14 protein-coding genes are annotated in these 16,475 nt (G+C 64.1%); 5 read left to right on the top strand and 9 right to left on the bottom strand.

The genetic code is table 11. The annotated features are described in order from the left end of the window. Nucleotide 1: 1 nt before the first annotated feature. The 7 genes from algG to yaaA form a co-directional block, all read right to left on the bottom strand. The gene (gene algG / locus ACFZCE_RS00505) at nt 2–1,603 is read right to left on the bottom strand and encodes a mannuronan 5-epimerase AlgG (RefSeq protein ID WP_390935066.1); all 1,602 of its coding nucleotides are present in this window, start codon (nt 1,601–1,603) and stop codon (nt 2–4) included. Between the two features lie 27 nt (nt 1,604–1,630). Beyond that, nucleotides 1,631–3,109 carry an alginate export family protein gene (locus tag ACFZCE_RS00500; protein ID WP_390935064.1) on the bottom strand — a complete coding sequence of 493 codons (1,479 nt, stop codon included), beginning with the start codon at nt 3,107–3,109 and terminating at the stop codon, nt 1,631–1,633. Next, the gene (locus ACFZCE_RS00495) at nt 3,106–4,548 is read right to left on the bottom strand and encodes an alginate biosynthesis protein AlgK (RefSeq protein ID WP_390935063.1); all 1,443 of its coding nucleotides are present in this window, start codon (nt 4,546–4,548) and stop codon (nt 3,106–3,108) included. Before ACFZCE_RS00495 ends, ACFZCE_RS00500 begins: the two co-directional genes overlap by 4 nt. Nucleotides 4,549–4,568: 20 nt before the next feature. Then, nucleotides 4,569–5,732: an HlyD family efflux transporter periplasmic adaptor subunit gene (locus ACFZCE_RS00490; protein WP_390935061.1), complete on the bottom strand. Its 1,164-nt coding sequence runs from the start codon at nt 5,730–5,732 to the stop codon at nt 4,569–4,571. A gap of 34 nt (nt 5,733–5,766) precedes the next feature. Continuing rightward, the gene (gene alg8, locus ACFZCE_RS00485) at nt 5,767–7,248 is read right to left on the bottom strand and encodes a mannuronan synthase (RefSeq protein ID WP_390935060.1); all 1,482 of its coding nucleotides are present in this window, start codon (nt 7,246–7,248) and stop codon (nt 5,767–5,769) included. A gap of 96 nt (nt 7,249–7,344) precedes the next feature. Next, nucleotides 7,345–8,661: a nucleotide sugar dehydrogenase gene (locus tag ACFZCE_RS00480; protein ID WP_390935059.1), complete on the bottom strand. Its 1,317-nt coding sequence runs from the start codon at nt 8,659–8,661 to the stop codon at nt 7,345–7,347. Between the two features lie 828 nt (nt 8,662–9,489). After that, a complete protein-coding gene (gene yaaA / locus ACFZCE_RS00475; protein ID WP_390935058.1) occupies nt 9,490–10,266 on the bottom strand; it encodes a peroxide stress protein YaaA in 777 nt (258 codons plus the stop codon). A 117-nt stretch (nt 10,267–10,383) separates the two neighbouring features. Between yaaA and ACFZCE_RS00470 the strand changes: the two genes are divergently transcribed. From ACFZCE_RS00470 to moaE, 5 genes are all read left to right on the top strand, one after another. Then, complete coding sequence (locus ACFZCE_RS00470; protein WP_390935057.1) at nt 10,384–11,508, top strand: polysaccharide deacetylase family protein; 1,125 nt, start codon at nt 10,384–10,386, stop codon at nt 11,506–11,508. Nucleotides 11,509–11,802: 294 nt separating this feature from the next. Further along, a complete protein-coding gene (locus ACFZCE_RS00465) occupies nt 11,803–13,197 on the top strand; it encodes a PhoH family protein (RefSeq protein WP_390935056.1) in 1,395 nt (464 codons plus the stop codon). Nucleotides 13,198–13,443: 246 nt separating this feature from the next. Beyond that, on the top strand, nt 13,444–13,917 hold the full coding sequence (moaC, locus tag ACFZCE_RS00460; RefSeq protein ID WP_390935054.1) for a cyclic pyranopterin monophosphate synthase MoaC: 474 nt from the start codon (nt 13,444–13,446) through the stop codon (nt 13,915–13,917). Continuing rightward, nucleotides 13,914–14,156, top strand: coding sequence for a MoaD/ThiS family protein (locus ACFZCE_RS00455; protein ID WP_390935052.1), 243 nt, complete (start codon nt 13,914–13,916; stop codon nt 14,154–14,156). The genes moaC and ACFZCE_RS00455 overlap by 4 nt, the downstream gene beginning before the upstream one ends. A 1-nt stretch (nt 14,157) precedes the next feature. Beyond that, nucleotides 14,158–14,604 (top strand): molybdopterin synthase catalytic subunit MoaE, encoded by a 447-nt coding sequence (gene moaE, locus ACFZCE_RS00450; protein ID WP_390935050.1) that lies wholly within the window; start codon nt 14,158–14,160, stop codon nt 14,602–14,604. Nucleotides 14,605–14,607: 3 nt separating this feature from the next. Here moaE and ACFZCE_RS00445 read toward each other — a convergent pair whose 3' ends face one another. Both ACFZCE_RS00445 and cra read right to left on the bottom strand, forming a co-directional pair. Then, nucleotides 14,608–15,390, bottom strand: coding sequence for a TatD family hydrolase (locus tag ACFZCE_RS00445; protein ID WP_390935048.1), 783 nt, complete (start codon nt 15,388–15,390; stop codon nt 14,608–14,610). A gap of 3 nt (nt 15,391–15,393) precedes the next feature. Further along, a complete protein-coding gene (gene cra, locus ACFZCE_RS00440; RefSeq protein WP_390935046.1) occupies nt 15,394–16,389 on the bottom strand; it encodes a catabolite repressor/activator in 996 nt (331 codons plus the stop codon). Between the last annotated feature and the right edge of the window lie 86 nt (nt 16,390–16,475).

The following is a 16,475-nucleotide window of genomic DNA, read 5'->3' as shown; positions in this document are numbered from 1 at the left end:
CTCAATCCTGCGCCATGTCCGATTGCCGTTCGACCGGGTCGATCAGCACGGCCTTCTGCTGGCGCACCAGCAAGTCCATGATTTGTTCCTGGTTGTCACCCAGCACACCGTTGAAGCTGATGCCGCTGGATTTCGACGGGGCCAGCATCGACACCTTGTACAGCTCCACCGACAGCGGCGAGTCGATCGCCAGCGGGCCGGTGCCGTTGCCGGAGAGCTGCCCGCCGACCAGGATCAGCGACACTTCGGCGTCGAACGGGTCGAGCTTGATGTCGCGGTCGGTGGCCGAGAGGTCCTTGATGTGGCCGTACACGCCGGTCAGGCCATTGCCCATGGCGATGTTTTCGTACAGGCGGATGTTGGTGCTGTTGCGCACGCGGATGCCGTGGCGCTTGTTGGCCAGCACCTTGTTGCCCCAGATCAGGTTGTCACCGCTCTCGTACAGGGTGATGCCGTCGGTGTGGTTCTGGTAGATCTCGTTGTAGGCCACCACGTTGCCGACGCTGTTACGGTCGAGCACCACGCCAGACAATTTATTGCCGTGGCTGCGGTTGTTGATGATGAAGCTGTTATCCACCTCACGGGAGACGATGATCCCGTGCTTCTTGTGGGTGCCGTACACGTCGTTGTCGGCGATGATCAACCCGTGGGAACGGTCGTGCGGGTCGATGCCGTAGATGATGTTGTCTTTGTAGGTGTTGCTCTTGACCACGAAGTCACGGGTTTCGTAGCAGTAGTAGCCGTACCACATGTCGCTGAAGGTCGAGCCGATGATCCAGCCGGTCGGCTCGGCGCGGTTCATCTGCGCCTTCATGCTCGGGGTGTACTGGGAGATCGAAATGCCGTAGCTCTTCGACTCGTTGTAACCCAGGCTGGCCATCACGGTGTTGACCAGGTACGTCTCGGTGCCGCCCCAGGAAACCAGGAACGGGCGGAATTCATTCGGGCTTTTGAACAGCGACGGCTTGTTGGCCGCCTCGTTCCAGCCAGTGACCTGGGTGTCGAAGGTGAACAGCTTGCCGTCGTTGACGATGAACGAGCCACCGTCCTGGGACAGCCGCAGGTCTTTCACGCGGCTGTCGATTTCCAGGGTGGCGTTGTGCGACACCACGATCGGGATGCGCGCCACCCAGATGCCTGGCGAGGTTTCGCGCAGGTACTGCTTGGGCACGCTTTTGGTCAGGTCGGCGAAGTTCACATAGCCGCCGTCGACGAAGATCGCCACCGGGATGCCACGCTGCTTGCCGACCCAGGCGGCGAGCTTGTTGTCACCGCCAATGAAGGCCTTGAGAGGATCCTCTTGCATCATGCGGCGGATCGCGACCTTGCCCTTCTTGCTACGGTCGACCTTGGCCTTGGCGGCCTCGGCGGTGTAGCCGGTCAGGTCAGGCAGCTTCGGTGGCGCCATGGCCAGGGGCCCGGCGTCGGCTGCGCTGATGTTGTAGGTCTTGGCTTCCTGCAGTTCCTTCACCACTTCCGGCTTGCTCGGCGCCGGGGCCGGCGCGGGGTTGGCCAGGGCGGTGCTGCCGGCAAGCATCAGCGCGGCGGCCAGTGCGGCCAGCGGCCAAGCGGGCTTGCGGCCACTGCTGTAAGGATGAATCATCTCAATGCACTCCCTTGGCGGTACGCATCAAAAACGCCAGATCACATCGACGATGGCGCGGTGCATGTAGGAATCGACCCCGCCGGCGTAGGCGCTGCCCGGTTTGAACACGCCAGCGCGCAAGCGAATCAGCGCAGACGGGTCATCCAGGTTTTTCGCCACGGCCGCCGGCAGCAGGCCTTGCTTGAAGTACTTGGTCACCACGAGGTCCATTTCCTGGCCGAGGTCCTTGTCGCCGTCGTTCAGTGGCAGGGTGGCCAGGGACAGGTCGGCGTTCTCGTAGGCGGCATTGATGTTGCTTTGGCCGATCGGCGAGTTGCCGTCGACGCGCCAGAACTTGTGGTAGATCAGGCTGGCGTCGTAGTCCTCGCTCATCTCCCACGAACCGAACAGCGAAGCCGCCTGCACGTTGGCCAGTTCGGCCTGGAAGGCTTCACCGAAGCGGCTGATGCGCGAGCGGGTGCCGGTCCAGTTCGAACGGTTGCTCTGCAGGCCGTTCTGTTGGTAGTCCTTGCTGGCGCGGGCATAGGCGGCGCCGACCTGCCATTGCGGGTCGAGGCGCAGGCGCAGGCCGATGTCGGTGGCCCAGCCGTTGACGTGCTCGCTGTACTTATCGCCCGCGGTGACGATGCCGGTGTCCGGGTCGGTGGCGCGGTCGAAGGTACGGCGGTTGCCGGTCAGGTAGGTCAGGCTGCCCCAGTAGTTGACGGTGTTGAGGTTGCGATGGTTGTAGGCATCGCTGTCGGCCTCAAGGCCTACCCAGGTGAGGTTGCCGTTCTCGGTTTTGTCCAGGTCGTCGATTTCTTCGCCGGCGTTGGCCAGCTTGCCGTCATCGCTGATGTGGTGGGCGCGGATGCCCACCCACTGGCCAGGCGTCCACTGGTAGGCGGCGTCGGCCCAGAAATGGGTGCGGTCCTTGTCGGTGGGCGACAGCCGCGAGAAGTCGGTGCGGTAGTCACTGAAACGCTGGCCTACACCGGCACTGGCGCGCAGCAGGGTGGTGTCGAAGTTCCAGGTCAGCGACTCGATGTAGTTGTCGTGCCACTCGCCGTCGTTCTGGCGCAGGCGCTGGCGGCCGAACTTGAGGATCTCGCCCGGGTACGGGGTCAGGCCGCTGTAGCCGACCCACAGTTCACGCAGGGCCAGGTAGCTGTCGTCGGCCTCGCGGTCCTTGCTGTAGTAGCGGCTGTTGCCACTGGTGCTTTCCAGGCCGGGCTGTACCAGCGGGTCGGTCTGGATGGTGTCGGTGGCGGCGACCAGTTGGCCCATCGCGTAACCGCTCCAGTTGCCCCACTCACCGTACGCCCAGGGGCGCAGGTCGATACCGATACCGTTCACATCGCCGCCGGAGCGGGTACCCAGGTCGCGGTCATCCTCGGACTGGCCGGTGGCTTTCACCTCCAGGCCGAAGTTATCCGTGGCGGTCAAGGCCGCCAGGGTCGGGCACGACCACAAACTCGCAAACCCCAGGCCAATACCGGCCAGCATCCATTTGTTCAGCTTCATAGAGATTCGTCCTTACCGGCGTCATTGTCTTCTTCTGGCAGGGCGTGCATCGCCACCGCGGCGTTATCCTGACTCATGGCACCGCGGGCGGCCATCTCTTGATTGAGGATCTGCTGTGCTTGCGCACGCTGTTCCGGTTGCACTTGCTGGTCGATGGTCTGGAACAGTTCGTCTACCTCCGGGCGGGGCTGGCCCATGGCCTGGGTACGGGCCTTGGCCAGTTGGATGAACACATAGGCGTTGGTCATGTTCGGCATCGTGCCGCGGCCGCCGGAATAGAGCTGGGCGAGGGCGAAGTCAGCGCTGTTCTGGCCACGCCGGGCGGCAGTCAGCAGGGCGTCCACGGCCTTTTGCGGCTCGGGTTCACCCAGGTAGCCACGGCGGTAGATCTGGCCGATGTAGTAGTAACCGCTGACCTGCTCGGGGATCGACTTCTCGAAGTGCGCCAGCGCCGCCTTGGCATCGGGAATGCCGGCCTTGCCTTCGTAGGCGATGCGCCCCAGCAGCAGCTCGGCGCGGGTCGGGTCGGCGTCGTGGCCCTTGGCGATGTTGGCGTTGATCTCGTCGATGTTGGCCAGGTCCGGGTTGCTGTATTCCAGGTCCGCCAGGCTGATGTAGGCCTGTGGGTAGCTGGGGGCCGCGCTTTCGAGCAGCTCCTTGGCGGTTTTCGGGTCAGGCGTACCGATGCTGGCGTCGGCCAGCACGCGGGCCACGCCGTCGACCCGCTGGCCGCCGACGAAGCCAAAGGCGAACTTGTGCTTCAAGTCTTCGAGCAGGCTGTCGCGGTCGGCGGTGCGGTTCTGCTTCTGGTACACCGTGGCCAGCTCGACGTAGCAAATGTCGTTGGTTTCCAGCGCCTGTTTACAGATGCTCTCAACTTCGCCCAGGTGCTGGTCGTAGGTGTTCTGCATGCGGTACAGCACGATCTGCGCCAGGCCGGCCTCGGGGTAACCGGCGGCGCGCCATTGGCTGATCTTCTGCTGGGCATTCACGTTGGGGAAGCTTTGCGGGTATTGCAGGTACAACAGCGCCAAGGGCATCAGTACCCCGGGCTCGCCGTTGTCGAAGGCTTTACGCAGCAGCCCTTCGGCTTCGTGGCGCTCGGCTTCGGTCGAGTTCGGCTTCATCGCCAGCAGCTTGCCCAGGCGCGATTGCGCCCGTGGCGAGGTGGCGGCGGCGGCGCGGTAGGCCGCTTCGGCCTTGGCCATCTGCGCTGGGTCGCCGCTGTCTACCCAGGTGTCGGCCAGGCCGATCTGGGCATCCACGTAGCCCATGTCGGCCAGGGCCTGGTAGTTCTTCTGCGCCAGCGCGATGTCGCCGTTTTGCAGCGCCTCGTTGGCCAGGCGCTGGTCAGGCAGCCCGGCGCAACCGGCGAGGCCGATGGCCACGGCCAGGCCCAGCAATACGGGCCTGTGCAGGTTTTTGAAAGTATCTGCCACGGTCATCTCCTTAGCTCCGGTCAGAGACCGCGCGCCACGGCTTTGCTGATCAGCCAGTCCAGGCTCGGGCCGCGGTCGTTGGTCACTTCAACCGGGCGGCCGGCCAGGCTGCTGGGCAGCGGCTGGTCAGGCTTGATGCTCACGCGCAGGTCCGAGGAGAGCTCGTCTGCCTTGAGCGGGGTGCTGGAGATGATGGTGCCGTCGCGGTTGCTGTCTTCGCCGGCGACGTGGAAGCTCACCCGGCTGCCTGGGCGCACGTGCTGGAAGTCGCTGTAGGCAAAGCGCGCATCGACGCCGGCGGTGGCGTCACGCGGGGCCAGGGTGAAGATCACATCGCCCTTGCTGGCGTATTGGCCGTTGGCAACCAGTTGCTGGGCGACCACGCAGTCGCACGGCGAGGTCAGGGTGCCGGTCATTTGCTTGCCGAACAGCTCGGTGACTTTCTCTGGGGTCAGGTCGGCTTCTTCCAGGTGGCCCTTGAGCACGTCGAGCATGCTGGTGCTGAAGCTGGCCAGCGGCGCGCCTTTGGCGGCCACGCCGTCCGGGCCGATCAGGCTCGACACGGTGCCGTCGCGCGGCATGGTGATGTTGGTGCCCGGTACGCTGACCACCGCCGCTTCGGCGTGGGTCACGAAATAGGCGCCGTAGATCGAATTGAGCACGTAGCCGAAGGCGGCCACGCCGACGATGAACACGCCCAGGCTGAAGCCCACCGCGCTGACCCGGCCAAAGAAGCCACGGCCATCGTTGAGTGCCTTGTTCTTGCGCGCCTTGGTGAAGTTATCGCGCTGCAGGGTGCCGAGCACGTCGCCCACGGTGACCAGCTCGCCGCTCATGTGCGAGGTGATCAGGTGGCGCAGGGTGGCGATGTCGGACTGCTCGAGGTTCTGGAACTGCGCGCCTACGCGCCCGTCGCTGTCGACCGAGCGAGCCTGGAATTCGATGTCCATGCCCAGGCCGAGGTTGTCGATCACGAACATCAGGCGGCCGCGGTAGATCTCGCCTTCCTTGAGCGGCTTTTTGCTGCTGAACGAAAAGCCCCCGGCGGACAGGTCGTCGATCACGACTTCCTGGGTTTCGCGGTTGGGGCCGAGGTAGCGAAGTTTGGCTGGAATCCGGACCCGGGCGAACTGGCGTTGGGCTTCAGACTCATGAACCACATTGGGATTGACGGCTGTATTCATGGTGATAATTCCTGATTAATCCATTGAGGCCCGGTCAGATGAGCGCGAACAGCACAGCGACGAAGATGCTGCCTGCCGAGAACGTCATGGTCCGAGACGACCAGGTGTTGAACCATTGTTGGAAACTCGCGAGATCGCGTTTCAGCGCAGTGGGCTGGCGGGTCCAGGACTGCTTATCGAGGCGGAAGAACACGTAGATCTTCATGATTGCGCCGACGATCTGGTTGTAATAGAGAATCAACGGGTAGGCCGGGCCGACCCGGTGGCCGCTGAGCGACAGCAGCAGGGTGAGGACCAGGCGGGTGATGCCGATCCACAGGAAATACGCCATCAGGTAGGCGGCGTGGTACTTGATCCCGGCGATGATCGCGGTGGTCAGGCCGAGCAGGCTGGTCCACATCGACACGCGCTGGTCGAACAGCACCACCGAGGTGAACACCCCCAGGCGCGACATGCCCAGGCCCAGGGCCCGGGAGTTCTGCCGCAGGTTGTTGCCGTACCAGCGGTACATCAGCTTGCGGCTGGCCTTGACGAAACTCTTCTCCGGCGGGTGTTCGACCGTGTTGATCGCCGCGTCCGGCACGTAGAAGGTGTCGTAGCCCAGGCGCATCAGGCTGAACCAGCTCGACTTGTCGTCGCCGGTGAGGAACTTGAAGCGGCCCAGGCGCCAGTGCTGCAGCGAATCGCTCTCGACGTCTTCGATGAAGCTCGGGTCGGTGACCACGGTGGCGCGGAACATCGACATCCGCCCGGTCATGGTCAGCACGCGCTTGCCCAGCGCCATCGAGCACATGTTCACGTGGCGTTGGGCGAAGCGCAGCTTGTGCCACTCGCTCATGATGTAACCGCCGCGCACTTCGCAGAATTCGTTGGTGGTCAGGCCGCCCACGTTGGGGTAGAAGGCGAACCACGGCACGGTCTTGCGCACCACGCCTTCACCCAGCACGGTGTCGCCGTCGATCACTGCGACCACGGCGTTTTCGTCGGGCAGGTGGCGCGAGATCGCGCGGAAGCCATAGGCCAGGCCGTCGCGCTTGCCGGTGCCCGGAATGCGCACGAAGTCCAGCGAGACCCGCGACGGCGGGTTCATCCGTTCCCACAACTGCTTGACCAGCAGCTCATCGGACATTTCCACCAGCGAGCAGACCACGGTGGTGGGGTAGCCGCATTCGATCGCTTCGCGAATCACCGAGCCGTACACGGCGGCGGTGGTGCCAGCATCGATGCGAAAACTGGTGACCATCAGGAACACATGGGACGGGTCGGTGGTGTTACCCAGCCGCGCCACCTTGCGTTTGAGGTAGGGGTAAACCACGTACAGGAACACCATGCCCCGTACGAAGTGGATCAAACCCATCGAGTAGCGCCAGATCCCTACGGCGCCGATCAGCAGGATGAAATCCTTGGAATCGGGGTTGAACAGGCGATCCGGCAGCATCAGCGCCAGTACCATCAACGCGCACACGTAAAACAGCCAACCGGCAGCCTGTAACAGGCCGTGCTTGAGCCTGAGCATATCAGCATCCATCTGTTTATCGGGGCGCCTGGAAGGCGGCGGCCCGAGGTGTATGGGCAACGCCGCGGCACCCCGAGGGGCACCGCGGCGGCTCACTTACCAGCAGATACCTTCGGTACCTTTTTGCGGGTCGGTGGTGTTCTTCATGAAGCCCACCAGGTCGACGATCTGCTTGCCGGCCGGCACGTTGTCAGCCAGTTTGCGGAAGGTCTCGTCGCTGTTGCCGAGGATGATCACGTCGGCGTGATCGACCACCGCGTCGAAGTCCGAGTTGAGCAGGGACGACACGTGCGGGATCTTCGACTCGATGTACTCCTTGTTCGCGCCATGCACGCGGGCGTACTCGACGTTGCGGTCGTAGATGCTCAGCTCGAAGCCCTTACCGATGAGCTTTTCGGCCAGTTCCACCAGCGGGCTTTCGCGCAGGTCGTCGGTGCCGGCCTTGAAGCTCAGGCCCAGCAGGGCGACGCGGCGCTTGTCGTGGCTGGCGACGATGTCGTAGGCGTTCTGCACCTGCGATTCGTTGCTGCGCATCAGCGAGCCGATCAGCGGCGCTTCCACGTCCAGCGAGCTGGCGCGGTAGTTCAGGGCGCGAACGTCCTTGGGCAGGCACGAGCCGCCGAAGGCGAAGCCTGGGCGCATGTAGTACTTGGACAGGTTCAGGTGGGTGTCCTGGCAGACCACGTCCATCACTTCACGGCCATCGACGCCGCAAGCCTTGGCGATGTTGCCGATCTCGTTGGCGAAGGTCACCTTGGTGGCGTGCCACACGTTGCAGGTGTACTTGATCATCTCGGCCACTTCGATGGCCTTGCGGATCACCGGCGCGTCCAGCTCGCTGTAGAGTTTTTCCAGCTCGTCGCCCGAGGCTTTGTCCAGCTCGCCGATGACGGTCATCGGTGGGTGGTCGTAGTCCTTGATCGCGGTGCTTTCACGGAGGAACTCAGGGTTCACCGCCACGCCGAAGTCAACGCCGGCTTTCTTGCCGGAGCAGTCTTCGAGGATCGGGATCACCACGTTCTTGACGGTGCCCGGCAGCACGGTGCTGCGCACCACCACGGTGTGGCGGGAGGTCTTGTCGCGCAGTACCAGGCCGATTTCGCGGCACACCGACTCCATGAACTCCAGGCCCAGGTCGCCGTTCTTCTTGCTCGGGGTGCCGACGCAGATCATCGACAGGTCGGTGTCGCGGATCGCCTGGGCGAAGTCGTTGGTGCCACGCAGGCGGCCATTCTGGATGCCCTGTGCCAGCAACTCTTCGAGGCCCGGCTCGACGATTGGCGACTTCCCTTGGTTGATCAGATCGATTTTGGCTTTGGAAACATCCACGCCAACGACTTCGTGACCGCGAGCCGACAGGCAACCCGCACAAACAGCGCCAACATAGCCCAAACCAAAGATGCTGATTCGCATCGCATTCACCTCATGTGTTTATCGCGCCAGCTCAACTTTCGAGCCAGACTGGGGTTAATTAACCGGCAGTAATCGGCCACCCGGATACCTGGCGAAATATGCCATCCGACTGTCGCATTACTCATGCAGGCCTATTGATTCCGAACACTCAAGACCGAGTGCTCTAACGGGGCATCGCTGAACCCGGAAGTTAGAGGGTTCGCCCTGGAATGTAGCCAGTCTTTATTACAAAGCGGCTCACCTTCACGTCGTTACTTGCCTTCGCTTTTTGGAATTGTCCGTTGCGAATCAAGCATATAAGCCGAAATGTACGAGCCCGCAGTGGGGGGCTCTGACTTGACCCTGTGTTGAGGGTTACTGTGCCGATCTCTCCTGAGACATTAACTTACGGGGGTGCATTCACCGCCGCCGAGTCATCTGTGAACAGCGCCTTCGCCGTTCGTCCTTGTTACACTTTGTAAGTCATCTCTTACACGCCGCTCGAGAATCGTTACGGATGGTAGGAGCGGCCAAACCCCCTCGAAGTTCCAAGGGGTGGCGACCGGCGGCTGAATTTTCTTAAAGGTTTTTAATGATTTTGGTAGTGGCACAAGGCTGGCCCGCAGCCCTGAAACCCTTATGTGGCGGGGGGTAAGCGGCGGCTAGTATTTTTTTGCCATTAGCAAGAAAATTTTTGTAATAGCACCAAAAAAAATCTACGAACGGCGCAAGTGGCTGTTGCAACAGGGATTTCACGACCACATTTTGGCGCCGAAAACCCGTCAAAACATGTACGTGCACGACTTGCACGGCGGTTTTGTACAGGTTTGCCTGCGCCATGTTGGTGCGCTAGGCCTGCTCGCTGCGCAAAAACACCAGTTTGCCCGGCGCAGAGCGCTCGGCGCTGAAGCGGTAGCCGTCGAGGTCGAACTGCTTGAGGTCTTCGACGCGCTGCACGCGCTCGGTGATGACGAAACGGCTCATCAGCCCACGGGCCTTCTTGGCATAGAAGCTGATGATCTTGTATTCGCCGTTCTTCTGGTCGCGGAACTCGGTGTCGATCACCTGGGCCTTCAGCGCGCTGCGCTTGACCGCGCCGAAGTATTCGTTCGAGGCGAGGTTGAGCAGGATGTCGTCGCCCTGGTCGGCCAGGGCCTGGTTCAGCCAGCCGCTGATGCGCTCGCCCCAGAAGGCGTAGAGGTCTTTGCCGCGGGCGTTGGCGAGCTTGGTGCCCATCTCCAGGCGGTAGGGTTGCATCAGGTCCAGTGGGCGCAATACACCGTACAAGCCTGACAGCATGCGCAGGTGCTGCTGGGCATAGGCGAAATCTTCGGCGCGGAAGGTTTCCGCGGCCAGCCCGGTGTACACATCGCCCTTGAACGCCAGGATCGCCTGCTTGGCGTTGGCCGGCGTGAACGCCGGGGACCAACTGCCGAAGCGCGCGGCGTTGAGGCCGGCGAGCTTGTCGGAGAGGCTCATCAGCTCGGCGATCTGCGCCGGGCTCAGGGTGCGCAGTTGCTCGATCAGCACCTGGGCGTCGTCCAGGTGCTCGGGCAAGGTGTACTCGGCGGTGGCCGGTGGGGTGTCGTAGTCGAGGGTCTTGGCGGGGGAGATCACCAACAGCATTGAAAAGCCTCCATCAGGTATGGGGGCCGAGTGTAGGGGGTAGGGCAGGGTGAATCCACCTATGGGGGTGATTACGCTTGATGCTAAAGTCCTCCCTTTACCTGTGGAGCCACCGCCTTGCGCGCCGTACTGCTTGCCTTGATCGGCCTGCTTGCCCTGAATGCCCACGCCGCGCCGGCGCCGGTGGCGACCCTCGACCGCGCGACCTGGCCCGAGCAACTGGCGAGCCCAGTGCTGTTCGATGTCGCCTCGCGCGCTGAAATCCTTGGCTTTGCCCATGAGCTGGCGCTCAGTGAAGCCCTCGACGCCAACGCCCTGGCCGACCGCCTGGGCCTGCGCCAGGTCGAAGTGGACTCAGTCAACGCCTTGCGCGCGCGGCTCTGGCAGCGCCTGTGGGAGAACTTCGACGCCGCCCAGCAAAGCTGCGAGCAAGACGCGTCCTTCTGTTATGCCATCGACGACCTCGCCAGCCTCAAGGCCCAGGCCAGCGAGTTCGTGGTGGCGGATGATTCCTTCTACGCCAAGTGGCGCGACCCCGGCCGCGCCTTCAACCGCACTTACCTTGACGAGCTGCTACGCCAGGCGGCGTTGTTCCCCGGGGTGAGCAGCGAGATCGCCCGCTTCAACGACCGCGAGCACAACGGCGACGAGCTCAAGGACCGGGTATTCCTGCTGACCTTCGACAGCGGCCCGACCCTGGCTGGCGGCAGCACCGACTGGGTGGCCGACTACCTGCGCAAGCAGAAGATGAACGCGACCTTCTTCGTGCTCGGCAACAACCTGCAATTGCGCCGCGACAACGCCCCCCAGGACGACCCAGCCAAGCTGTACGCCGAGCAATGCGTGGGCGTGCAGGGCTGGCAGTACCGCTCCCACGCGCAGTGGGTCGACTGGCAGGACTCGATCCAGCGCAGCGTGGCGCTGGTGCAGGCACAGGTGCCGGGCAGTTTCGTGGGGCAGTTCCGCCCGCCCTATGGGCAGCGCCGCGCCGACAGCGGTGAATTCTTCGAGCAGGCGCAACTGGCAGTGGTGTTGTGGGACATCGACGCCGCCGACAGCAACAGCCTGGTCACGGCGGAGTTGGCCACCGACCGGGTGCTGACGCTGATGCTGTTGTGGCGCAAGGGGATCATCGTGTTCCACGATGCCCAGCTGAAGGCCAAAACGGCGCTGCCGGCGCTGCTGCAGCGCACGGTGCAGAGCGGCATCGCCTGGGAAGATTGCCGCGATTTCATCCGCTAGCGGATGCTCTGCGCGGCGGGGCAACTTCGGACTTTAACCGCAGCGCGGCGCCGCCGCCAAGCCCTGTTCGTCCATTGTAAAAATAATGCCGCCGGCCACGGTAAATGCTTTGTACAGCAATGGGTTTTGCGGTACTAAAGAGTTGACCGCCGAACCCTGCCGACACAGGTGGCGTCCTGACCCGGCCCCATCGCCCGTCGAGCAGCTCACCCACGCCTTTGCGGGGTGCGGTGGCTTAGAGGCGCAGCACCGCACTGGTATTGCGTCGAACGGCTCTTACAAAGGTGACCGAGTATGGATGAACAAGGACGCAACCCCTCCTCCAATCAGCCAATCCTCTATGTGCTCGATACCAATGTACTGATACACGACCCCAACGCCCTGCTCAATTTCGAAGAACACCACGTGGCCATCCCCATGACGGTGCTCGAAGAACTCGACAAGCTCAAGGACGGCAAGCACACCGTGGCTGCCGAGTGCCGCCAGGCCATCCGCCTGATCGATAAAACCCTCGGCGAAGCCACCCCCGCGCAAGTGGAGCAGGGCGTGCCGATTGCCCGCGGAAAAGGAGACCCAAAGGGTAAGCTGTCGATCCTGATGAACAAGCATGGCCGCGCCGAAGACCCGCTGCCTTCGCACCTGGCCGACAACGTGATCATCAACCAGTTGCTGGCGCTGAAGGAGCGTAAGCCCGAGACCAGCGTGATCCTCGTCACCAAAGACATCAACATGCGCCTGAAGGCCCGTGCCTGCGGCCTTGAGGCGGAAGACTACAGCACCGACCAACTGGTCGATGACGTGGCGCTGCTGTCGAAGGGTTACCACGATGTGCCCGGCTCGTTCTGGGACCGCGTGAGCAAGGTCGAAACCCGCCAGGACCACGGCCGCACCTGGCACCGCGTGCAGTTGTCCGAACTGCTGCCGGCGGCGCACATCAACGAGTTCATCGTCGATGAGCAAGGCTTCGTCGGCTGGATCAAAGGCGTGCGCGCCGATGAGCTGCTGATTCTCGACATGCACCAGGAGCCGCTGCTGCACCAGGAGGCCTGGGGCCTCAAGCCGCGTGACATCCACCAGGCGCTGGCGCTGTTCGCCCTGCTCGACCCCGACATCCACCTGGTCAACCTCACCGGCGCCGCGGGTTCGGGTAAAACCATCCTGGCGCTGGCCGCGGCCATCGAGCAGACCATGGTCACCAAGCGTTACCGGCGCATCATCGCCACCCGCAGCGTGCAGGGCCTGGACCAGGAGATCGGCTTCCTGCCCGGCACCGAGGCGGAGAAGATGGAGCCGTGGCTGGGAGCGATCACCGACAACCTCGAAGCCCTGCACATGGACGACGAGAACACCCACGGCAGCGTCGATTACATCCTCTCGAAGGTGCCGTTGCAGTTCAAATCGCTGAACTACATCCGTGGCCGCAGCTTCCAGCAAAGCCTGATCCTCATCGACGAGTGCCAGAACCTGACCCCGCACCAGATCAAGACCATCATCACCCGCGCCGGCAATGGCTCGAAGGTGGTCTGCCTGGGCAACCTGGCGCAGATCGACACCCCGTACCTGTCGGCCACCAGTTCTGGCCTGACCTACATGACCGAGCGTTTCAAGGACTTCCCCAACGGCGTGCACATCACCCTGCAGGGCGTGCCGCGGTCGGTGCTGGCCGAGTACGCAGAGTCACATTTGTAGGGGCAGCTGTAAGTTTCAAGTGGCAAGCGGCAAGTGGCGGGGGCGCTGCTTGCCGTTTTTTGCTTTTGGGGTAGGGTTGGCTTGGGGCTTGGGGCTTGGGGCTTGGGGCTTGGGGCTTGGGGCTTGCCGCTTGTGGCTTTCCGCTTTCCGCTTGCCGCTTGCCGCTTGTGGCTTCCCACTTGTGGCTTCCCGCTTCCCCCCTAAGTCTTGGTAAACTTTGCCTCCAGACTGCTCCGGAACGTGCTCATGCTCACCCACCTCGATTCCCAAGGCCGCGCCAACATGGTCGACGTCACCGACAAAGCGGTGACGGCGCGCGAGGCCGTGGCGCAAGCGCGCGTGCGCATGCTGCCCGAAACCCTGCAAATGATCGCCTCCGGCGGCCACCCCAAAGGCGACGTGTTCGCCGTGGCGCGCATCGCCGGCATCCAGGCGGCGAAAAAAACCTCTGACCTCATCCCCCTCTGCCACCCGCTGATGCTCACCAGCGTGAAGGTCGAGCTGCAGCCCGACGGCAGCGACGCGGTGCTGATCGTCGCGCGCTGCAAGCTGGCCGGGCAAACCGGGGTGGAGATGGAAGCCCTGACCGCCGCCAGCGTGGCCGCGCTGACGATCTACGACATGTGCAAGGCGGTAGACCGCGGCATGACCATCGAGGCGGTGCGGCTGGTCGAGAAGCTTGGCGGCAAGAGCGGCCACTTCAAGGTGGAGGCGCCATGAACCTCACCGTGCTGTACTTCGCGCGGTTCCGCGAGGCGGTGGGGCGCGAGCAAGAACCGCTCACGGGAGACTTCACCACGCTTGGCAGCGTGCGCGAGCACCTGCTGGCGCTGGGCGGCCACGACGTGCTCGGCGAGCGCAACCTGATGTGCGCCCGCAACGAAACCCTGTGCACGCTGAATGAACCCGTGGAAGAGGGCGACATTGTGGCGTTCTTCCCCACCGTGACCGGGGGCTAGCATGGCCATTCGGGTGCAGCAGCAGCCCTTCAGCCCCGGTGCGCTCACCGACGCCCTGCATGCCGCCCAGCTCGGCATTGGCGCGGTGGTGACCTTCACCGGCTACGTGCGCGATTACAACGCCGGCCATGCGGTGCACGGCATGCTGCTGGAGCACTACCCGGGCATGACCGAAAAAGCCCTGGCGGCGATCGTCGCCGAGGCCGAGCAGCGCTGGCCGCTGCTGCGGGTCGAGCTGTTGCACCGGGTCGGCGCGCTGGAGCCGGGCGAGCCGATCGTTTTCGTCGGCACTGCCAGCGCCCACCGCCAGGCGGCCTTCGAGGCCTGCGAGTTCATCATGGACTACCTGAAAACCCGCGCGCCGTTCTGGAAGAAAGAGCGCACGCCCGAGGGTGAACAGTGGGTCGAAGGCCGCGACAGCGACAAGGCGGCTGAGCAGCGCTGGTAGGGTTCAAGGCCCCCAGGCAAACACCCGATACGCATTCGCCGTACTCACCTCGGCCAACCGCTCGGCCTCGACCCCCATCCACCCCGCCAGCGCCTGGCAGATCTCCGGCAAGTGCACTGGGCTGTTACGCACGCCGGGGTACATCGCCGGGGCCATGTCGGGGGCGTCGGTTTCGAGCACCACATGCTCCAGCGGCAAGCGCGGCAGCACCTTGTGCAGGCGCTGCGCCTGGGGCCAGGTGGGGGCGCCGCCCAGGCCCAGGCAGAAGCCCAGCTTGATGTACTCGCGGGCTTCTTCATAACTGCCGGCAAAGGCGTGGATCACCCCCTGGCGCGGCACCTTGAAGCGCTTGAGGGTGGCGATCACCGCCGCGTGGCTGTGGCGCACGTGCAGCAGCACCGGCAGGTTGAACTCGCAGGCCAGCCCCAGCTGCGCCTCGAACCAGTGCTGCTGGGCGTCGCGGTCGAGGCCCTTGAGGTAGTAATCCAGGCCGAATTCGCCCAGCGCGCACAGCTTGCGCGCCCCGGCCAGGCGCTCGAGCCAGCCGCGCAACTCGGCCAGGTGTTCGCCGCGGTGCTCGGCCAGGTAAACCGGGTGCAGGCCCAGCGCGGCGAACAGCCGCTCATCCTGTTCGGCCAGGGCCCACACCCGCGCCCAGTTGGCCTGGTGCACCCCCAGCACCACCGCGCGCTCCACCCCGCGTGCCTGCGCCTCGGCGAGCAGGGCCGGGCGGTCGGCGTCGAAATCGGGGAAGTCCAGGTGGGTGTGGGTGTCGACCAGGCGCACCGCTTACGCTTCCTTGATGCGCTGCTTGAAGCGCCGGGCGATCGCCGCCACGCCGGGGGTGTACTGCTTATGCTCGAGCGCGTTCAGCGCCAGTTCCAGGGCGGTGTCGGCGATCAGCTTGTGCTGCTGGCCCATGGCGTTGATCGGCAGCGGCAGGAAGTCGAGCAACTGGGTGTCACCGAAGGTGGCCAGGCGCAGGGTGGAGAAGTCCAGCGCGCGCGCTTGCAGCTCGTCGAACACCCCCTGCAGCAGCACGTAGGAGGTGGTCACCAGGGCGTCGGGCAGGTGCCCCAGTTCATCGAGCAGTTGCTGGAACAACTGCTGGCCGCCTTCACGGGTAAAGCTCTCGGCTTCCTTGGCGACCACGGTGCCGGTAAAGCCCCGCAGGGCGTCTTGGAAGCCGGCGGCGCGCGCCTGGCTGATGCTCAGCTCCGGCCGCGCGCCGATCAGCGCGATGTGCCGCGGCGCCGGCTTGAGCAGGCTGGCGGTGAGCTGTTCGGCGGCGTGGCGGTCATCGCTGACCACCGAGCAGAACAGGGTTGGGTCCAACTGCCGGTCGATGGCGATCACCGGTGTGCCGCGGCTCTGGATTTCGCGGTAGCAGCCGTCGCCCGGTGGCAGGCAACTGGCCACGAACAGCGCGTCGCAGTGGCGCGCGCGGAACAGTTTCTGCAGTTGGTGCTCGCTCTCGGGGTCGTCGTCGGAGCTGGCGATCAGCAACTGGTAGCCACGGGCGCGGGCGCCCTGCTCGAGAAACTTGGCGATGCGCGCGTAGCTGGGGTTTTCGAGGTCCGGCAGGATGAACCCGAGGGTGCGCGTGCGCCGGCTGCGCAGGCCGGCGGCCTGCGGGTTGGGGGTGAACCCGTGTTCCTCGACCACCGCGCGCACGCGCTCCACCGTGCTGGTGCTGATGCGCTGCTGCTGGGCCTTGCCGTTGATGACATAGCTGGCGGTGGTCACCGAGACCCCAGCCAGGCGGGCGATATCGCTGAGTTTCACGCGAGGGTTCCTTGAGTCGCGACGAAGCGGGCGCGCCATGGTAACGGTTGCCCGGCCCCGGTGTTGAAAAAACCTGCCAGCGCGAA

The organism is Pseudomonas sp. NPDC007930 (assembly GCF_042958985.1).
Taxonomy (GTDB): Bacteria; Pseudomonadota; Gammaproteobacteria; order Pseudomonadales; family Pseudomonadaceae; genus Aquipseudomonas.
The sequence above is the reverse complement of the archived record's forward strand: the minus strand, read 5'-3'. Positions and strand labels throughout refer to the sequence as shown.